Origin of the sequence: Rhizobium sp. Root1334 (genome assembly GCF_001426665.1) — a bacterium.
GTDB lineage: Bacteria > Pseudomonadota > Alphaproteobacteria > Rhizobiales > Rhizobiaceae > Pararhizobium.
In genome coordinates this window covers 42,516-62,136 of the sequence record NZ_LMEY01000027.1, presented here as the reverse complement: position 1 = coordinate 62,136, position 19,621 = coordinate 42,516, and the positions used below count along the sequence as shown (strand labels likewise).

Below are 19,621 nucleotides of genomic sequence, written 5' to 3'. Positions count from 1 at the left end.
GGTGCAGGTGCCGAATCGAGCAGGAGTATACTGGCTTGACGATTGCAGTCTCACCACACGGCCTCCCAGCGCTCGTGCTGAACGCTGACTATAGGCCGCTGAGTTACTATCCCTTGTCGCTGTGGTCCTGGCAGGACGCGATCAAGGCCGTTTTCCTAGACCGTGTGCATATCCTGGCCGAATACGATCATCAGGTCTCTTCCCCCAGCTTTTCCATGCGCCTGCCGAGTGTCGTCTGCCTGAAAAGCTACGTGCAGCCATCCCGTCATCCGGCCTTCACCCGGTTCAACGTGTTCCTGCGTGACCGGTTCGAATGCCAGTATTGCGGCTCGCCCGACGACCTGACCTTCGACCACGTGATCCCGCGCTGCTGCGGCGGCCAGACCACATGGGAAAATGTCGTTGCCGCCTGCTCGCCCTGCAATCTGCGCAAGGGCGGCAAACTGCCGCGCCAGGCCGGCATGTTCCCGCATCAGAAGCCGTTCCATCCGACGGTGCAGGACCTGCACAACAACGGCCGGCTGTTCCCGCCAAACCATCTGCATGACAGCTGGATGGACTATCTCTACTGGGATGTCGAACTGCAGCCGTAGCTATTCCATTGCTTGAGAGCAGGCCAGGGCAGGTGCCCCAACATCTTTCGTCATTCCTGCGCCTGTCACAGGAATCCAGCCGTGCGATATCTTTCGCGTGAAAAGGTCGCTTGCTCCAGGGTCTGAGCAACCGAATCCCCGCCATTAAAGCGAGGAGCACCGGTGGCAGGATTTAGGCCTTTGCAGCGCCACGCAGCGCGATTGCTGCCAGGATGAGGCTGGCAATGACGTTCCATCCGGCAAAGGAAAGACCGAGTACGCGCAGGGACGCATCCGTGCAGGATGGGCCGTGCTTGCTGTCGAGATCGCCGAGCAGGTCGCCGACATTGCCGGAAACGCCGGATGCCGACGTCGCGCAGGTCGCCGGGCCCTCCCAGAAATGCCATTCGACGCCGGCGTGATAGATGCCGGTTCCGGCCCCCACCAGCATCAGGATAGCAATGACCACAAGCAGTGCGCGCGTCGTCCAAACGGGTAATTTGAGAACAGAAGTGGCAATCGCGACGATGCCGATTGGAATGCCCCAATAATAGGGCGTGCGCTGAATCAGGCAGAGCGCGCAGGGGATATAGCCACCGATATGCTCGAAGGCGAGCGCGCCGCCGACAGTGCCCGTCATGCCGAGTGTGGCGAGGACGGACGGCAGAAGGCCACGGGGGGGCTGGGTCAGGCTTGCGCTCACGGCGGGCTCCATCGGGATGTCAGGCAAGGAAACGGTAGGCGGCGAAGATGGCGATCAGCAAGCCGGCGGCGGCGGCTGCCAAAAGTCCCAGGCGCTTTTCGATGAAGTCGCGGATCTCTTCGCCATAGCGCTGCAACAGCCAGGCCAGAAGGAAGAAACGCGCGCCACGGGCAACGATCGCCGAGACGATGAAAAGCCCGAGATTGATGTTGGCAGCACCGGACAGAATGGTCACGACCTTGATCGGTGGCAGATGCGCCAGGCCGGAGGTGACAAGCAGAAGCACGAGCGTTTCGTAGCCAACTGATGCCTTCATCGTCTCGAAGGCTTCGAGCTTGCCGTAGAAATGCAGGATCGGCTTGGCCAGCGCCTCGAAGGCGTAGTGGCCGATATACCAGCCGGCAATGCCGCCGAGCACGGAGGCAATGGTCGCCACCAGCGCGTAGCGATAGGCCCGTTCCGGCCGGGCAAGTGCCATCGGCAGGTAGAGCACGTCAGCAGGAACCAGAAAGACGGAGCTTTCAACGAATGCGATGACGGCGAGCCACGCTTCGGCGGATTTCCGGGCGGCGAGCGACATTGTCCAGTCGTAAAGGCGTCGAAGCATCAAGGATTTCCAGTTTCGCTTCCCGCCTTTTAGGCAGGATTGGCCATGCTGTAAATGATTTGCTGCGGATGCGAATTGCACAGTTTTGTGATTCCCGCCCGCTGATCTTGAAAATCCCGGTTGACCGTTCCGAAAAGGTTCGTGTAAACGCTTTTTGCTACCCCGAAAGGTATCCGTGCCCCGTTGGCGGAATTGGTAGACGCGCCTGACTCAAAATCAGGTTCCGAGAGGAGTGCTGGTTCGATTCCGGCACGGGGCACCATTAATCACTGGAATTATCCAGTTAAATCAACAGTTTCAATGCTTTAGGCCTCTCCTTTGGTACATTCGATGGTACAGGGAGAGTACATTCGTGGGTCTTGTTTTGTTTTATGCGCAAGAGGTTAAGTCGGGGTGGCGCTATCGCCGCGTGGTTCCAAAACTGCTTAAGCCGATCGTAGATAAGAAGGAATTTATCAAGGCACTGGGTAAGACCCGAGCCGAGGCTTTAAGCGCCTACCCACAGGTTCACGCAGAGTTCGAAGGTGTCATCCATAAAGCTGAGCGATTTCTCGCAGAGCAGACCGACCCGAAGAATTTACCGATACTGACGAAGCTCGATCTTTATCTTGAGGGTATCGCCAAGGTTCGGCGCATGGGTTTCGATCCCCACGATGCGACCGTCGATCTAGACGACCCCGAGAGCGTCATGGAGGACCATGCCCGAACTTCCGTGGCAGACGTGATCTTGGGCGACTACATGAGAGACCCGACTTCCGGTGACCCTGTAGGCGTTACAAGGCTGGATGAGTTTGTTGTGCGAGCGCTCAACGGTGGCGCACCTCCGGCCCCTGAGCCGACACTGGAAGATGCCAAGAAGCTCTACATTGCCGAGAGGGTTACGGGAACCGAGACTGAGATCAAGAAGAAGGTCCAGCGCCTTGACCGCATCACGGGGTATATCGAAGCTGCCTTGGGTCGCCCTCCGACGATCCCACAATTCAGTCGCTCCGACGCAAAGCTGGTGCGCGATGATATGCTTTCCGGTAGCCTCAAACCGTCGTCAGTGAAGCGTGACCTCAACGTCGTGAAGGCGATGTTCAATCACATCATCACCGAAATGCAGCTAGCGGGATGTATGAACCCGTTCGCCAAGCTGCCCATTGCTGGTCTCAATGAAGACCCCGAGGACGAACTTCGCGATCCGCTACCCGACGACATTCTCCAATCCATCCGGCGCCTGATCCTCAACAGCGCTAATGATGACCTTCAGGCTGTCTGGCGTCTTTTGGAGGGGACTGGTTGTCGCTTGGCCGAGGTCGTTGGCCTCAGAACCGAGGACATGGTTCTTGACGACGAATGTCCGCACCTCGTCGTGACGTGGCACGAGGAACGCAGGATCAAGAACAATGCTTCCAAACGGGAGGTTCCGTTGGTGGGCGATGCCTTGGACGCGGCGAAGGAGGCCCTCGCAGGGGCTGCTGGACGAAAGATGCTGTTCGCCCGGTACGGAAAAGAAAGCGGCCCAACGAACGCTTCGGCTTCCCTCATGAAGTATGTGCGCAAGGTAACCGAGGACACGGCCCATGCAGTCCACTCACTGCGTCACAACATGAAAGATCGGCTAATCTTGGCAGAGGTGGCCGAGATGGAGCAGAACCTTATTCTTGGTCATTCCCTCGGTGGTGTCGGAAGCCGGACTTATGGCGGCGAGAAGGCCAAACTCAGAGCGATCACCAAGGCGATGAAAAGGGCGTTCGGTGTGGAGGAGCCCGTTGCGGTCACTGGTGCCTGAGGACCGAGATGCAGCGAGGAGTAGTCAGGAAGGGCATCTTAGCCGACGCGGTTCGCCACAAGCGACGGCACGAACTTTGGGGGGGCGGACTCATAACGGCGGAGCATCCCACCCCCGGTCGCGTTGGCTCAGAAAGCTTGTCGGTGAGGCTGGTGGCGTTCCGGCAATTCTCCGTTGCTCCTCCTGCGTGACCACAGCTTCGAGCTGTCTTATCACGCCCTCGACATGGGGGCACATAGACGAGATGGTCGCCCTCCATTGATGTGAGGCCCTGAGCGCCTTCTCCCAATCGTGCCAGCGACCAGCGTTCTCTATCGCCGCTTTGTTCGTCTCCGCCATCGTGTAAATCTGCTGGCACTGCGATTGGAGGGTGGCGAGGGCTTCGGCGCAACTTTTGTATGCCTCTGGCTGGCCCGGGTACAATGCTTCTAGCCTTCGGATCAGCGGGGGTGTTGCTAGAGCAAGCGCACTCAGGGACCGAAGGCACTCCCCCGCCACCTCAGCATTGAGCCGATAAGCTTCCGTCTTTCGACCGCCAGATTCAGCCGAATGGTCTCTGCCCCATCCTAACGCTGCCAAAATTACTGAAAGGAAATCCATGGCGCCTCCAAGGCAACTGTCGATTGAGAATGAAGGCGAGAGTCGTTCTGGTCAAGCTGTCGTGTGCCGGTTCACATCGGGATGGTGATTATCGCCAGCAGAAGACATCGACAGCCCCGGAATGTTTGTTAGAAATTTCTCCGCGACCCAATCAGATAAACAGCACAGGCTGGTTTCCCCCATGCCCCCCCGTTCGATCTCTACTGCAGAGGGCAGTAATTGTTCTGCCACATCACAGGTCGTCAGGTCTCCCTTGGATAGCGACCGCAGCGGCGCTTTGGCTGATCAGCGGAATGATGCCCGTTCCGTAGCGTGTGGCTGCTGCACGGCCGATTGCTGATGTCGCTGCTATGGACGCCGCTAGGTTGATCGAAGACGTTACTGATTTCATTGTAATTTACATTCACAACGAACGTTGACATTAGATAATGTCGCTGACATGCTCCTTCCAACGCAGGAGAAAAGACCATGCAGCAGTACGTCATCTACACCCGAGTTAGCACCGAGGACCAAGGCCGCAGCGGTCTCGGGTTGGAAGCTCAGGAGCGAGACATCGCCATCTTCCTCGACAAGTTCTCCCACATTCCCTTCGAAGTCCTCGGGGAGTTCCAAGACATCCAGTCGGGTGCTGATGCCGACCGGCCCGAGTTGACCAAGGCGCTGGAACTGGTGCGCAAGACCGGAGCCGAACTGTTGATTGCCAAGCTGGACCGGCTGAGCCGCAAGATGTCGTTCATCGCAACGCTCATGGATGACAAGAAGGTCAAGCTCCGGGTCGCGCAGATGCCACAGGCCGACAAGTTCCAGCTTCACATCTACGCGGCATTGGCAGAGCAGGAGCGGACATTCATCTCGGAGCGGACCAAGGCGGCACTCGCAGCGGCCAAGGTTCGCCATCAGGATGCACGGTCGAAAGACCCCGGTTATACCAAGCGTATTGGTGGTCTTCGCGACAAGACGATGAAGCGCAACGAGGCGATCCAAGTGAAAGCAGATACCGAAGCCGCCAAGGTCATGAAGATCATCGGCCCGTTAAGGGCGGCAGGGCAGACCCTGAGCTCGATTGCCGAGACACTGCACAGCATGAGCATCCCAACATCCCGAGGCGGCAAGTGGACGCCTACGCAGGTATCGAGGGTGCTGGGGCGGGGAACTGCGGTCGTATAGCAGAGCCCCGCTGCCTGATACGGTAGCGCCGATCCACAGCGTTCATAGCAATTCGGGGGCCGACATAGCCGAAACCGCCTAAGGCCCTCAGCGGCCTTCCACGGCGTCATGAAGCAGGGCCGAGCAGGGGGCAACAGTAGCGATTTCGATTTCTCGATTTCGCCTCTCGTCACCCTCACAAGGAAACGCCCTCGATGAACGCCCGTTCTTCCACCGCTGCTGCCACTGGTTTACCGCAGCGCCCCACAGTTCGGCCCACCCGCTGCTTCGCGGTCACCTACTTCGATGGCAATACGGCTCTTGGCTGTAGCCGTCAGTCGGTCTTTCGTTCGAAGCGACTGAACCGAGCCAAACGCATTGCCCGTTCCACCATGCCAGACCATGCCGACAGGATGTAGCTTGTCGAGATCAGCTTCTCCGCCTTCAATCGGTTGCGGGAGGCGTATCGATCATGTCTTGGATGACCTGACGGACACCGGCTGATGGCGTGGCTGGTGAATTGGGACAACAGTAGGTAGGCCGAGGTTCCCTTACTATAGTTATAACTATGGTAGACTGAAGTCTGGCTAGGGTTCCCTGATCAGGAGGAGGGTGTCTACACCTCCACCTCTTCACCATAGTAGCCCCTGCAGGTAACCACGGTCTGTACCTGCGCCTGAGCCTCGGACTGAGACTGTGGTCCTCTCTCGCAGGTGATCACCGTGGAGCCCACGCAAGAGCCTTCCATGATCCAGACCAAGGCTCCGAACCGGGAAGAGGAGGATCAGCGATCCCCTTTCTTACACAGACAGCCCAAGGCAGACCACAGCGGAACCATGGTCATCACCCCGGACGATTTGTGGCGTGTGGTCTCCAACACACGAGGTCATTGCCAGAGCGTTCTTGGGTCATGGCTGCGTCTTCACCTCGGTTCGACCATAGGAAAGCTTTCAGGCTGGCCGGATGCTGCAGTCTATTTCAATTCCGTTGTACGTTCTACCAATTCGAATGTTCGCGTCCCGTAGAGGACGGTTTGGACTGGGTCATTGAAGCCTGCTTCTCAGAAGCGCGGTCCATTTTGCCGCCGATCGCGCTGCCGACTATGATCCCCGACGTTCCAAAACCAATTGCGGAAATCAGCTCCGCCAATCCTGCAGTCCAGCCCCACCCGTAGGTCATCAATGACGCAGTGAGGTACCCAACCGGAAAAAGTATGCATCCGAATACGACAGCCAACCGGAGTTCGTGTTGGTGCTCCGCCTTGGTCTTTTCAAAGGCTTGCATCGCCTGAAACTCCCTCTATGTGGTAGACCCTAAGGACCGGATGACCCGATCGTTTCGCGGTCGTGATTTTCAGTCGCAAGAACGGCGAGCTCTTTAGTCGAGGCGTAGCCTTGGCGAACGTCATTCTGGCTTGTCTCGGATCCTATGGCGTTCGACCACACCCAGGTTTCGGCGAACCTTGAGCGCCCGTCGCGCGACACCCGGCCAATCATTCTAGGGCCGTCGTAGCCTACAAAATCGTCATTAGGTGATAGGTACATAGGCACCCAGTAATAAACCGGAGCTTCATCAAAAGTATGCATTCTCTCCCCTCATCAATTCAATCGCAAAGGTTGCGAACCAGTACCACCAATTCTGCTTCTTCTGTCATTCCAGATTGAAAGGCGTTCATGATCACGGCGGCAAGGTCCTTTCCCATGCTGTGGTCAGGACCGACCTCACGCCGGGCGCATTCTTCCACGAGGACGCGTCTCATCATCGACAGAGACTGGTCGCCGATATATTCATGAGGGAGATTTTCTTGGGCGGCACGCATTGGCTTGCCCTCCAGTTTTGGGCGAAAGCACAATGATCTTCCAAGCGCAGGTGCCCGAAAAGGCCAGCGACAATTAAGCTTACGCTTATGGTTCGAAAAAGGATACAAACAAAGACATGCTTTTGTATTTTAATTTGGATGGGCCTTCATGCGCTAATTCTGTACTGATCCGCCCCTCCGAATAGTCACTGGCCAAGTGCTCTGGATAGCCGGGGATGACAAACGCGCGACTTTGGTGAAGCTGGCGATCCTGTCGCTGGCTTCCCGCCAAGAACACCCTCGCAGTCCCGAGCTTATACGGTCCACCTCATCTGTGTGTTTTGCTCGCTTGTCGGCCTATCGGTGTCTTTTGTCATCCGGGTCGTCGGCAGGGATTAACGGGCCATCCGCTTAAGTTGCATGTTGTGCAATGAATAGATTGTTGCGGCGTTCTCGAAGTCTTGGAGAATTTCATATGAGGAGAGATCGCCCCACTCCGTCTCTCCGCCTCCTTGATCGAAGCCAACGGTTGCCAACGTTTGACCCTTGGGCACTCGCCGAAATGAGAAGAAGTCGCCCGGCAATTCCAAGAAGCGACCAAAAAAGCTTACGCAGTCATCGTTGGCCAGCTTCAGCACAGAAATCAAATTCATTTCCTGTTGGATGTCATGTGTGTGCTGACGCGGGTCTTCCTTGGAGTAAAAGATTGTCAGTTCGACACCATATCCTTCCGGTGGGCATGGTAGCAAAAGTGGAGGCTTGCTTGCTTTTGCTGTGCTGGGGTTTGGCCAGCGCCCACAGGCTGCAAATATAATTCGCGCAGCAAGAGCCCCGCCCGTGTCAGGTGTGATGCACCTCTTCCAACGAAGCACCGTCCTACTATCGGGACCACCCTCCAATACAGACAGGCGTTCCTCATAAAGCTGTTGAGATGTTGCCATCTGGCACACGCCGCTTTGATGTAGACTTAGCTTCATCACGCTGTTGAAGCCGCTGCTGGACAGATAAACGTCCGATCGGTTGACCGTCACGGTCCATATCTCCGAGAGCGGTTCATCATCGCCGATGGCAAACCGCAAAGAGTTGTCTGCCAAATTATGCTCCTTCCGAATGTTGTTCTGGAGTAGTGGCTCAATCTCTTTCCGTCTTCAAGTTCAGCCCTCGGGACTACCACCGTGCAATCCCGGCGACGGGCGACGGCTGGCGGTTCTTCTTCCGCGCTTCGGTCAACACGCTGACCAAGGGTCCGCTCAACGAAATCCGGCAGCAGGTACAGGCGTATCTCCCCAGTCAGGACCTGGGGTGGTGACCGGTGGCTGAACGCAGTGGCTGAGAACCGCGCCGGGGTCCACATCCTCGCGAACCGGGCTGGCCTGTCCTACCGCGACACCAAGCAGCTTCTCCTAGAAATCATGCTGAACACACAACGGGCTGAAAGCGCGGCCCGAACCCTCGCCATGGCTATTGGCGGGGAGCGTCACGAGAAACCAAAGGAACACCAATGACGAACACTTCTCTTTTCAATTTCAACGGCAGCGACATCCGCACGGTAAAGATCGACGGTCAGCCATGGTTCGTGGCTCAGGACGTCCGCGAAGCCCTCGGCATTCCCCAATCAGGACCGATGTTCAATCATCTCGATGCGTCAGAGAAGCGGCTTGCGTTGAAAAGTGATCCAATCACTCAAGCCCTCTTTCGCGACCTTAAACCCAGCACCTACCGCTTGATGCTGCTATCCGAGAGCGGCCTCTACAAGTTCGTCATGCGCTCCGACAAGCCTCAGGTCCGCAAGGACGGCGGCTACATCCATGGCGAGGAGCATGTGGTCTCCGGGGCGATGACTGAGGATGAACTGGTGTTCAAGGCCATGGAGGTCATGAAGCGCAAGGTCGACCGGCTCTCGGCTGAGAATGCCAAGCAAGAGGCGATCATCCAAATTTTTTTTGACGACCACAATTGTTTGCGTTGGTGCAACCATCTCCCTGCCAAAGGAGCTTCCGACGCCCTCGACAGCCTCAATTCATGGGGTTCCTGTGTTTCTGTCGAGTGGATTGATTAGTTCCACTCGTGCAACTGTTCCGTTATGGCAATGATTTCATTGATTTATTTGCGATTTTGCGGATTGACCGTGCATCTATCGCTTCCTAAAGCGGCACCGGGGATGAGCCCCAAGTGATTTGCGAAAGGGAGACTACGCAGTGCACATCAAAATCCGCAGCTTCGAACTCGAAATCAGCCGCAGCAGCCTGTTCTTCGGTATTAACCTCGGGAAGCGCTGGCGCTACCAGACCTTCCGTGATTGGTCAGGTCAAGGGATTCCCGTAGCGGACTGGATAGACCGGAAGACGGGGCGAACCACAAGCAAATATGCCGGGGAAGCGTGGGAGGTCGTGAAGGGCTAGGACCACATCTCAACGGAAAGCTAGCGAAGCTCAAGAAAGTGGTACACTTTACCGGCTGATCTGGTACATCTGCTCCGTCTAGGGCCGGAGAGGCCTGAAGCTCAAGTTGTTGATTTTAAGATGTTAATTGGTTAACCTCGTTTCTTGAAAACACTGCCGCGTTCCGGCACGGGGCACCACTTTGATTTCAAGTCCTTCCCACAAGATTGCGAATCGTCTGGCTGAACACGGCGATCGCATCACGCAACTTGCTTAACCGAAATACAACCTTCCGGCGTGCGGGGCGTGGATATTGCTGCCGGTTTGCTTCAAATCAGGACAGATCGAAAAGTCGGTTAACCGCCCCGCTGCATCACGATTGCAAAATTCTCTGACGATGCCCAGTCTGGAACAAATCAATCCCCCATCGGCACACTTTGCCTTGCAATCACGGAGTCGAGCATGTCCCAGTCTGCTACGTCCTGCGCCATTTTCGATGATGTCGATGCACTGTCCGGTGCCCTGTTTTCGTGGTGCGCGGAGCGCGGTGTCCGCCTGCGCAGCCAGGAGGGTGTCAGTGCTGCTGGTGCCGTCATCGATCTGTTCTTCGCGGGATACACAACGCAGGACGAACTGCTCGGTGCCTTGAATGAACGTCATAGCCGCGAAGTCGTCTTCGCGTCCTGACGCGGCCGGCTCCAACGGGGCCGTTTCCCGCCCGATATGCGAGCCCGGGGCAAAGCCGCACGCGGAACATGCTGGTTAAGGCAGTCGTCTTAAGACTTGTTGCGCAGGTTTCATTACCGCCATCTTATCGCCGCACGCCGCTGAGCAGCCTTCCAACACTATCGGGGACGGCGGACTTCGGTGTAATGACTGCTCGGCGCATAGGAGTTGCAATGGCAGTTTTCATTCGAGCGGCACATGACGAGGACAGGATCACCCTCGGAGCACTTAAGCTGCGGTCTTCGCTGGCTTGGGGAGATCATATCGAAGAGCTGCAAGCGCTGCCAGAAGCGAAGGAAGTGCGGGCCGAGCACATACCACATGCCATCGTCGCGGAACTCGACGGAGAGATCGTGGGCTTCGTAACCGTCTTTTCCAACGAGGGCGCTATGCCGGCCGAACTGGAGGACCTGTTTGTCGCGCCCGAAGCATGGCGAATGGGGATCGGCAGAGAGCTGCTCGCGCAGGCGGAGCATCGTGCCGCAGCGCTCGGGGCACGATCGGTACATGTGGTCGCTGGCGAGCGGGCCAGGCCATTCTACGAAGCTTCGGGATATCGATTCGCCGGAACGGTCGCGACGGATTTTGCTCCTGCAGCCGAATTGCTCAAGGATTTGCCACAACACCGCAGGCATAAGCTCAGTTCTGAGTGAGACGATACTCCGCGCCGGGCTCAGTTGAATTTCCTGGTCCGGAAGTGTTAGGTGCGCTGCAGCGAAATTTCTTGCGGCGGGCACATGCTTCCGATCAGCGATACCTATGAGAACCTCCGCCGCGACTTCCGCTGGCAGGTTCCGGCAAAATTCAACATCGGCACCGCCGTCAGCGATGATTGGGCGCAGTGCGAGCCCGAGCGGGTCTGTCTGCAACATTTCAGCCCCGATGGCGCGCACCGATCGTTGACCTACGGCGCTTTTTCGGCGCAATCCTCATCCTTTGCACAGGGGCTTCTCGAGCACGGCGTCAGGCCCGGAGACCGTGTGGCGATCCTTCTGCCGCAAAGTTTCGAGACGGCAATAGCCCATGCCGGTATTTACAAGCTCGGAGCCATCGCCCTGCCGCTGGCGCTGTTGTTCGGGGTCGAGGCGCTCGAATACCGGCTGCGCGATGCGGGTGCTGTGGCTGTCGTCACCAACCGCTTCGGCTATGAGAAAGTCGCCGCGCTCCGCCAGCGCTTGCCGGATTTGAAGTTAATTGTCCTTGTTGAGGGAGATGAACCGGATACGATCGGTTTTGCGGGACTTGCGCAAACGCCTGCTCCGGATTTCACCGCTGCCGATACGACGCCGGATGACCCGGCAATGATGATCTACACATCGGGCACGACCGGGCCGCCGAAGGGTGCGCTGCACGGGCATCGCGTTCTGCTCGGCCATATCCCGGGCTTCCAGTTTCACCATGCCTTTCTGCCGCAACCGGGCGACCGGATGTGGACGCCGGCCGACTGGGCTTGGGCCGGCGGACTATTGAATGCGCTTCTGCCCTCGTTGCTGCTCGGCGTTCCCGTAGTGTCCTCACCCGGCCAGAAATTCGATCCGCACATGGCTTTCTGGATTCTGGAAGAGATGGATGTGCGCAACGCTTTCATTCCGCCAACGGCGTTGCGGCTGATGAAATCAGTCGATAATCCCCGCTCGCTCTACAAGCTCAACCTGCGCACCATCGGTTCGGCAGGCGAATCGCTCGGACGCGAAACCTGGGAACAGGCAAGTGCGGCCTTTGGGGTTCCGGTCAATGAGTTCTATGGCCAGACCGAGTGTAACATCGTGCTGTCGTCGGCAGCCAATCTCGGCGTACTGAAGCCGGGCTCTATGGGCAAACCGGCGCCCGGCCATAAGGTTGCGATCATTGACGGGGAGGGCAGGGAACTGCCCGCCGGGCACGTCGGGCAGGTCGCTGTCCGCAGGCCTGATCCGGTGATGTTCCTCGGCTATTGGAACAATGATGCGGCAACAGTGGCAAAATTCATCGGCGACTGGATGACGACAGGTGATCAGGGCGTTCAGGACGAAGAGGGTTACATCACCTTCTTTGGCCGGGACGACGATGTCATTACTTCGTCGGGCTACCGGATCGGCCCGGGGGAGATCGAGGATTGCTTGGCGGGACATCCGGCCGTTCAGCTTGCCGCCGCCATCGGCAAGCCGGATCCTGTGCGCACCGAGATCGTCAAGGCCTATGTCGTGCTACGGCCGGAGTACGCGCCAAGTGACGAGCTTGCCGCCGATATCCGCGATTGGGTGAAGACGCGGCTGTCGATGCACGAATATCCGCGCGAGATCGAATTTCTCGACAGTTTGCCGCTGACCACGTCCGGCAAGGTCATCCGCCGCATCCTGCGCGACAGGGCTATCGCGCAGGGATGATCCTGCCGGCGGTATCGGCTTAGCTCTATCGCATGACGCGTGGTGCCAGCGACCGGATCTTTTCGCGCAGAAGCCGCGCCATGTTGCGGGTATTGCGGTAGAGGTGAAGCTGAGCCGCCACCTGCCGCACGTCGCGGTCGCGGTTCTGCTTGAGGCCGATCACCAGCGTTCCCATCTCCTCGCGCTCCTCCCAGAAGCGGCTCATCACCGGGTGGTCTGGAACGGCGCAACTGTCGGAACGCATGATGTTGGCGTCGTCGAGATGCCATTCCGTCAATTCGGCCAGTAGCAGCTTGCCCGGAGAATATCTGGCATATTGCTCGTCATAGGCGGTTTTCCAGGTATAGGCCTCGCCCGCCATCATGAAGACGATCATCGAGGCGATCGCGGTGCCGTCGAGATCGAGCGTGTGAATACGCACGCTGTCGGCTTCGGCAAGGTTGGTAATCGCCTCTCGTGCAAAGGCGGCGCGGTAGCGGTCGAGTACCATGGCGCTGGAGGCCCGGCCTTTCCAGCCGCTCGCCTCCAGAGCCAAAAACTCCTCCATCCGAACGCGGATATCGGCGGGTTGACGGGCGACGTTGTAGGAGACGCGGCCGGCCTTTTCCAGCAACTTCCATTGCCGCCGCAGTTCGCGCAGATGCCCGGGGCTGATGGCATGGCGCAGATAGGTCTGGCCGTCCTGCAGGCTTTCGAGCATCGGCCGGGAAAAGGTGTCGGTGACGGTCAGCGGTAGGTTACGGCCGATGGCGACGGCGCGTGCCAGTTGGGCGAACTTGCCCTTGAGGCGGATATCGGGCAGCACGAGAACACCGGGCAGGTTCGCCGCAGGGGCGCTCAGCGCTTCGTAGAAATTATCGATGGTTTCGGCCGCGTCTTCCGCGTCGAGCAAGGGTACGCCGAGCGGGCCGAACGGGTTGGACCAGGCGCGGATGATCGGCGCGCCGATCGAAAATCCCGGCTTTTCGATTGAAAACGGCATCAGGAAACGGATGCGGCTGCGGCGCGCATCGGTGTCGCGGATCAGCGCCAGGCGGATGACGCGGTCTTCCAGGCGCGGCATGGCTGGTGCCAGAAAGCGGCCGGTAAAGAAGACATTCGGCTCCATCGCCCGGTTGGAGAGGAAGTCCAGTTCCGTCTGCAATTCATAGCCCTGGCGGGCCGGATAGAAGCACAGCTGGCGGCCCGGGCGGCCGATGTCGATTGTATTATCCGCTACGGGCTGGTCGGGCACCGGCTGCGCGAGGCCGCCGAGGATGCGAGCCGACCGGCTGTTGGCGTCGTCTGGAAAATGCGGGTTGCCGGTCATGAGCGGGGTGCCTCTGCTTTGATGGTTTGGGCATACGGGTCGGCAAAGGCGAAGAGAGCGATGCCGAAGGTATGGCGGACAGCGACGTGAAGAAGGATCGCCTCGACAAACATGGCGCCGGCCGTGGCGATTGCCGCACCGGTCAACCCGAACATCGGGATCATCGTGACGTTGAGGGCCAGATTGAAGACAAGGGCCACCGCATAGAGCGCGACGCACAGCTTCTGCTGGCCGGCCATGGTCAGAAAGGCCTCGGCAGGCCCGACCAGTGCCTTTGCCATGATGCCGGCATACAGGATGGCCATCAGCGGATAGCCGGAGACAAAGGCGGGGCCGAACAGCGACAGGAGGAACGAGCCGCAGGCAAGCACCATCAGGCCGACCGCAAGTGACGGCCAGAACGACCATTTGGCGCTTTCAACAGCAATGACGGCCAGCTGCTGGCGGTCCGGGTTGGCCATGGCGGCGGAAAAGCGCGGTGATGCGGCAGCCTTCACCGAGAACATTACGAAATGGACCAGCGCCATGGTCTTGGCGGCGGCGAAGTAGATCGCGACACTGGCCGGATCGAGATAGAGGCCGACGATGACAACATCGGAATTCGTCAGCATGAAGCCGAACCCCTCGATCAGGAAGATCGGCAGCGCGACACGGAACCAGGTGCGGAACTCGATGCGGCTCGGGCCTTTGACATAGCGCCTGCGCAAGCGCCAGGTCAGGATGAAGAACTGGCTGACGCTTGTCAGATAGGTCGCGGCCATCGCAGCCATCATCGCGGTGCGGGCGGTATGCGGCTCGCCGATCGCCACTGCCAGCATCATCAATCCAAGGATCAGAACCGGCCGGATGATATAGGTGGGGCTCAGCGCCGAGACAGCCCAGCTATGTGCCCGCGACGTCCCGTCCATCACGTCGCCAAGCGCGATCATCGGCAGCGAGAAGACGCCGAGATAGAGCGGCACGAGATAGTAGCTTTCGATACGGTCTCCGAACAGCCAGAGGCCACCGATGCCGATGACGGCAAGCACGGTTGCAGATAGGAGCGCGAAGATGCGCACGGTCGTGGTCAGCCCGCGGATTTCGGCCAGCGCCTCGCGGGCGCGATACTGCGGCAGAAAGCGGATGATTGCGGTATGAAAGCCGAGGCAAGAGAGGTTGCCGAACAGGACGACCAGCACCCAGACAAAAACGAAGATGCCGTATTCGAATTCGCCCATGACACGGGCGAGGATGATCTGCGACATGAAGGCTATGGCCGCGCTGACGATACGGATGGCAAAGGAGACCAGCGCCATGCGCTGTGCAAGATGTTTGGGATCGTTGCTCGTCAGCACCGGCACGAGCTTTTCAAGCAGAGGCGCCAGCCGGTCCCTCACCGCGGGCGGCAGAATTCGTCCAGCCGTTTGACATGCTGCCATGAACACGGAAATACCCAAAACTACGCAAAACAGGATGCCAGTCTTGACAGAACAGCGTTAACAAAGGGTGCAGCGGAGCCTTGCAGGTATCGGGAAAATTGAGGATTCGATCATGGCTTTGAGCGATACCGAACGGCGGAAAATGCAGGTGGCACATTCCATAGGTCCTGCAATGACCGATTATCTCGAGCTGATAGGCGTCGAGAGCCTTTCGCAATTGGAGAATGCCGATGCGGGTGATTTGGCGCTGCAGATCAACGTGATGCTCGGCCGGCGCCACATCAACGGGCAAGGTGTGCGGGCTCTGGAAAACCTCATTCAGCACGCCCGCCGTGCTCCGGAATGAAAAATGCCGCCCGGAGGCGGCATTGATCGTTACGCTTCAAATGCACCGTGGCAATGCTTGTACTTCTTGCCCGAGCCGCAAGGGCAGGCCTCGTTGCGGGAGACCTTGCCCCAGCTCGACGGATCCTGCGGATTGCGGTTCTCCGGCTCGACGAAGTTCAGGTTGACGCTGTCGGCGAAGTCGTCGACCCCGGTGTCGGGGTCGATGTGATGGCCGACCATTTCCGGCGGCACGGGCTGCGGCGCTTCGGCTGCTTCACGAACCAGTTCGACGCGCATCAGCTGTGCGGTCACGGCCTGGCGCAGGTTGGCCAAGAGTGCCTGGAACAGCTCGAAGGCTTCCGACTTGTATTCCTGCAGCGGGTCGCGCTGGGCATAGCCACGGAAACCGATGACCGAGCGCAGGTGATCGAGGTTGACGATATGTTCGCGCCAGAGATGGTCGAGCGTCTGCAGAACCACGGAGCGCTCAACATAGAGCATGATCTCCGGGCCGAAGCGTTCGGCGCGGTCGGCTGCGGCCTTGTCGGCTTCAGCGGTGATGCGCTCGCGAATATCGTTCTCGTCGATGCCTTCCTCGGCGGCCCATTCCATGATCGGAAGGTCGAGGTTGAGCGAGGTCTGCACGTCGGTCTTCAGACCGGCGGCATCCCACTGTTCGGCATAGGCTTTTTCCGGAATGCGCTTGGCGACGATGTCTTCGATGACCTCATGGCGCATGTCGGAAACGGTTTCCGAAATGTCCGTCGCATCCATCATCTCGATGCGCTGCTCGAAGATCACCTTGCGCTGATCGTTGAGAACGTCGTCGTATTTCAGAAGATTTTTACGGGTGTCGAAGTTGCGGGCTTCGACCTTCTTCTGGGCGCGTTCCAGCGCCTTGTTGATCCAGGGATGGACGATCGCTTCGCCTTCCTTCAGGCCAAGCTTCTGCAGCATCGAATCCATCCGGTCGGAGCCGAAGATGCGCATCAGGTCGTCCTGCAGCGACAGGAAGAACTTTGAGCGACCGGGGTCGCCCTGACGGCCGGAGCGGCCGCGCAGCTGGTTGTCGATGCGGCGGCTTTCGTGACGTTCGGTGGCCAGAACGTAGAGACCGCCGGCAGCCAGCGCGACTTCCTTCAGGCGCTGGACCTCGGCCTTGATCGCGGCTTCCTTCTCCGTGCGTTCCGGACCATGCTCCATTTCGCCGAGTTCACGCTCGATGCGCATGTCGAGGTTGCCGCCGAGCTGGATGTCGGTACCACGGCCGGCCATGTTGGTGGCGATCGTTACGGCACCCGGAACACCGGCCTGAGAAACGATGTAGGCTTCCTGTTCGTGGTAGCGGGCGTTCAAGACCTGGAAATTGGTAAAGCCGGCCTTCTTGAGCATCTCTGCCAGAAGTTCGGATTTCTCGATCGAGGTGGTGCCGACCAGAACCGGCTGCTTGCGGTCCTGCGATTCCTTGATCTCGGCGATGATCGCCTTGTATTTTTCTTCCACCGACCGATAGACTTCATCGTCTTCGTCGATACGCTTGATCGGCAGGTTGGTCGGTACTTCCACGACTTCGAGACCGTAGATGTTGCCGAATTCCTCGGCTTCCGTCGACGCCGTGCCGGTCATACCGCCGAGCTTGTTGTACATGCGGAAATAGTTCTGGAAGGTGACTGAAGCCAGCGTCTGGTTTTCCGGCTGGATGGTAACCTTTTCCTTGGCTTCGAGCGCCTGGTGCTGGCCTTCCGAATAACGGCGGCCCGGCATCATGCGGCCGGTGAATTCGTCGATGATGACGATCTCGTCGTTGCGGACGATGTAGTCCTTGTCCTTCTGGAAAAGCTTGTGGGCCTTCAGCGCGTTGTTAACGTGATGGACGATCGCGACGTTCTCGACGTCGTAAAGCGTTTCGCCCTTCAGGAGGTTTGCTTCGCGCAGCAGGTTTTCGAGCTTTTCGGTGCCGTCTTCGGAGAAGTTGGCCGAACGCTGCTTTTCGTCGATCTCGTAGTCTTCCGCAGACAAAAGCGGAATGAATCGGTCGATGGTGTTGTAGAGTTCCGAACGGTCGTCGAGCGGGCCGGAGATGATCAGTGGCGTGCGGGCTTCATCGACGAGGATCGAGTCGACTTCGTCGACGATCGCAAAGAAGTGGCCGCGCTGGACCATCTGGCTGCGCTCGTACTTCATGTTGTCGCGCAGATAATCGAAGCCGAGTTCGTTGTTGGTCGCGTAGGTGACGTCGCAGGCATAGGCGTCGCGGCGCTGGTCATCGGTCAGGCCGTGGACGATGACGCCCGTGGTCAGGCCGAGAAACGAATAGATCCGGTTCATCGTCGCCGAGTCGCGGGTGGCGAGGTAATCGTTGACCGTGACGACGTGCACGCCCTTGCCGGCGAGCGCATTGAGATAGACCGGCAGGGTCGCGACCAGCGTCTTGCCTTCACCGGTCTTCATTTCAGCGATCGATTTTTCATGCAGGATGATGCCGCCGATCAGCTGGACGTCAAAAGGCCGCAGGCCAAGGGCACGGCGCGCAGCTTCGCGGGCAACCGCAAAAGCCGGCACGAGCAGGTCGTCCAGTGTCTTGCCGTCAGCCAGTTGCTTGCGGAATTCCACCGTCTTGGCGGCCAGTGCCTCGTCAGAAAGCGCTTTGGTTTCCGCTTCCAGGGCATTGATGGCATCGACCTTGGCCTTGTAGCCCCGCACACGGCGGTCATTCGATGAGCCGAAGATTTTGCGGGCGAGGCCGCCGAGACTGACCATAAGAATGGTCCTTTCTTCTATGTCGCCAACGCGGTCGATTTCCGCGAAATACTATGAAACGCCCGGAACTGTTCTGGACGCGAGGTTGCGTGACAGATAAGAGGGGGGTCGAATTATGTCAACGGAGTTGAGGCACGCCAAGGCTACAGAACGGCCACAATCTGATGATGTGGAACGTTTCAGGCCGGCCGTGACCACGGTTTCGGATACCAGCGTGGAAGGTATGAGGATGTTGAAATACAAAATGCTTGCGGCAGTTGCCCTGATCGCTGTCATGGCCGCACAAGGCCCGGCAGCGGCACAGGATGCCGCTGATCCGGTTATCGCCAAGGTTGGCGGTGCGGAAATCCACCAGTCCGAGCTGGACTATGCCCTGACCGGTCTTGATCCGCAGCTCGCACAGCTGCCGGAAGACCAGAAGCGCGCAGCAGCACTTTCCGGTCTGATCGACGTCAAGCTTCTGGCCAAGAATGCCGACACGGAAGGCCTGCAGAACGACGCGGACTTCAAGAAGCGTCTCGCCTATCTGACCGATCGCGAACTGCATAACGCCTTCTTCAAGAAGCACGTCGTCGATGCCGTCAAGCCGGAAGAGGTCAAGGCCCGTTACGACGCGGAAATCGCCAAGATCCCCGCGCAGGAAGAAGCCAAGGCCCGTCACATCCTGGTAAAGACCGAGGAAGAAGCCAAGGCGATCATCAAGGATCTGGACGCCGGCAAGGACTTTGCGACGATCGCCAAGGAAAAGTCGACTGATCCGAACAAGGCCGATGGCGGTGATCTTGGTTACTTCACCAAGGACCGCATGGTTCCGGAATTCTCGGAAGCCGCCTTCAAGCTCGAAAAGGGCAAGTATACTGAAGCGCCAGTCAAGACGCAGTTCGGCTTCCATGTCATCCTGCTTGAAGACAAGCGCATGCAGCCGCCGCCGCCGTTCGAACAGGTTGAGCCGCAGGTCAAGCAGCTGGTCATGCGCGACAAGTACATCGAGCTTCTCGCTGCGGCCAAGAAGGAAGCCGGCGTCGATATCACCGACCCGGCCCTGAAGAAGGCCTATGACGAGGCCAACAAGGCGGAAGCTGCGACTGCCAACTGATGAGATCTGGCGTGACTGTTCGTCTTCGGCCGGTCACG

General features: G+C 58.6%; 18 protein-coding genes and 1 tRNA gene. 11 read left to right on the top strand and 8 right to left on the bottom strand.

Going from position 1 to position 19,621, the window contains the following annotated elements:
- Nucleotides 1–35 precede the first annotated feature (35 nt).
- Nucleotides 36–593 (top strand): HNH endonuclease, encoded by a 558-nt coding sequence (locus tag ASD36_RS22140; RefSeq protein WP_037125657.1) that lies wholly within the window; start codon nt 36–38, stop codon nt 591–593.
- A 172-nt stretch (nt 594–765) separates the two neighbouring features.
- Here ASD36_RS22140 and ASD36_RS22135 read toward each other — a convergent pair whose 3' ends face one another.
- The gene (locus tag ASD36_RS22135; RefSeq protein ID WP_060506387.1) at nt 766–1,287 is read right to left on the bottom strand and encodes a disulfide bond formation protein B; all 522 of its coding nucleotides are present in this window, start codon (nt 1,285–1,287) and stop codon (nt 766–768) included.
- A gap of 7 nt (nt 1,288–1,294) precedes the next feature.
- On the bottom strand, nt 1,295–1,882 hold the full coding sequence (locus ASD36_RS22130) for a YqaA family protein (protein ID WP_060506386.1): 588 nt from the start codon (nt 1,880–1,882) through the stop codon (nt 1,295–1,297).
- A 177-nt stretch (nt 1,883–2,059) separates the two neighbouring features.
- Here ASD36_RS22130 and ASD36_RS22125 point away from each other — a divergent pair.
- From ASD36_RS22125 to ASD36_RS22110, 3 genes are all read left to right on the top strand, one after another.
- A tRNA-Leu gene (locus ASD36_RS22125) sits at nt 2,060–2,144 on the top strand.
- A 90-nt stretch (nt 2,145–2,234) separates the two neighbouring features.
- Entirely contained in the window at nt 2,235–3,656 is a 1,422-nt protein-coding gene (locus ASD36_RS22120) for a site-specific integrase (protein WP_060506385.1), read from the top strand.
- A 1,068-nt stretch (nt 3,657–4,724) separates the two neighbouring features.
- Nucleotides 4,725–5,423, top strand: coding sequence for a recombinase family protein (locus ASD36_RS22110; protein ID WP_060506383.1), 699 nt, complete (start codon nt 4,725–4,727; stop codon nt 5,421–5,423).
- Between the two features lie 975 nt (nt 5,424–6,398).
- On the opposite strand, the gene ASD36_RS22105 is transcribed toward ASD36_RS22110, so the two are convergent.
- From ASD36_RS22105 to ASD36_RS22095, 3 genes are all read right to left on the bottom strand, one after another.
- Nucleotides 6,399–6,686: a hypothetical protein gene (locus ASD36_RS22105; protein WP_060506382.1), complete on the bottom strand. Its 288-nt coding sequence runs from the start codon at nt 6,684–6,686 to the stop codon at nt 6,399–6,401.
- 319 nt (nt 6,687–7,005) lie between these two features.
- Nucleotides 7,006–7,221, bottom strand: a complete 216-nt coding sequence (locus tag ASD36_RS22100) for a hypothetical protein (protein ID WP_060506381.1) — start codon at nt 7,219–7,221, stop codon at nt 7,006–7,008.
- 374 nt (nt 7,222–7,595) lie between these two features.
- Nucleotides 7,596–8,294 (bottom strand): hypothetical protein, encoded by a 699-nt coding sequence (locus ASD36_RS22095; RefSeq protein WP_060511833.1) that lies wholly within the window; start codon nt 8,292–8,294, stop codon nt 7,596–7,598.
- Between the two features lie 407 nt (nt 8,295–8,701).
- Here ASD36_RS22095 and ASD36_RS22080 point away from each other — a divergent pair, with 407 nt between their 5' ends.
- The 5 genes from ASD36_RS22080 (at nt 8,702) to ASD36_RS22060 (ending at nt 12,673) form a co-directional block, all read left to right on the top strand.
- Nucleotides 8,702–9,259 carry a BRO family protein gene (locus tag ASD36_RS22080; protein ID WP_060506377.1) on the top strand — a complete coding sequence of 186 codons (558 nt, stop codon included), beginning with the start codon at nt 8,702–8,704 and terminating at the stop codon, nt 9,257–9,259.
- 139 nt (nt 9,260–9,398) lie between these two features.
- On the top strand, nt 9,399–9,602 hold the full coding sequence (locus ASD36_RS22075; protein WP_060506376.1) for a hypothetical protein: 204 nt from the start codon (nt 9,399–9,401) through the stop codon (nt 9,600–9,602).
- A 441-nt stretch (nt 9,603–10,043) separates the two neighbouring features.
- Nucleotides 10,044–10,268, top strand: coding sequence for a hypothetical protein (locus ASD36_RS22070; RefSeq protein ID WP_060506375.1), 225 nt, complete (start codon nt 10,044–10,046; stop codon nt 10,266–10,268).
- 212 nt (nt 10,269–10,480) lie between these two features.
- Nucleotides 10,481–10,960, top strand: a complete 480-nt coding sequence (locus ASD36_RS22065) for a GNAT family N-acetyltransferase (RefSeq protein WP_060511831.1) — start codon at nt 10,481–10,483, stop codon at nt 10,958–10,960.
- An 84-nt stretch (nt 10,961–11,044) separates the two neighbouring features.
- Entirely contained in the window at nt 11,045–12,673 is a 1,629-nt protein-coding gene (locus ASD36_RS22060) for an AMP-binding protein (protein WP_060506373.1), read from the top strand.
- Between the two features lie 25 nt (nt 12,674–12,698).
- On the opposite strand, the gene ASD36_RS22055 is transcribed toward ASD36_RS22060, so the two are convergent.
- Both ASD36_RS22055 and ASD36_RS22050 read right to left on the bottom strand, forming a co-directional pair.
- Complete coding sequence (locus ASD36_RS22055; protein WP_060506372.1) at nt 12,699–13,982, bottom strand: GNAT family N-acetyltransferase; 1,284 nt, start codon at nt 13,980–13,982, stop codon at nt 12,699–12,701.
- Nucleotides 13,979–15,400: a lipopolysaccharide biosynthesis protein gene (locus ASD36_RS22050; protein ID WP_060506588.1), complete on the bottom strand. Its 1,422-nt coding sequence runs from the start codon at nt 15,398–15,400 to the stop codon at nt 13,979–13,981. Before ASD36_RS22050 ends, ASD36_RS22055 begins: the two co-directional genes overlap by 4 nt.
- 112 nt (nt 15,401–15,512) lie before the next feature.
- Here ASD36_RS22050 and ASD36_RS22045 point away from each other — a divergent pair, with 112 nt between their 5' ends.
- Entirely contained in the window at nt 15,513–15,746 is a 234-nt protein-coding gene (locus tag ASD36_RS22045; protein ID WP_060506371.1) for a hypothetical protein, read from the top strand.
- A gap of 29 nt (nt 15,747–15,775) precedes the next feature.
- On the opposite strand, the gene secA is transcribed toward ASD36_RS22045, so the two are convergent.
- Nucleotides 15,776–18,487, bottom strand: coding sequence for a preprotein translocase subunit SecA (gene secA, locus ASD36_RS22040; protein WP_060506370.1), 2,712 nt, complete (start codon nt 18,485–18,487; stop codon nt 15,776–15,778).
- Between the two features lie 229 nt (nt 18,488–18,716).
- Here secA and ASD36_RS22035 point away from each other — a divergent pair, with 229 nt between their 5' ends.
- A complete protein-coding gene (locus ASD36_RS22035; RefSeq protein WP_060506369.1) occupies nt 18,717–19,583 on the top strand; it encodes a peptidylprolyl isomerase in 867 nt (288 codons plus the stop codon).
- Nucleotides 19,584–19,621 lie beyond the last annotated feature (38 nt).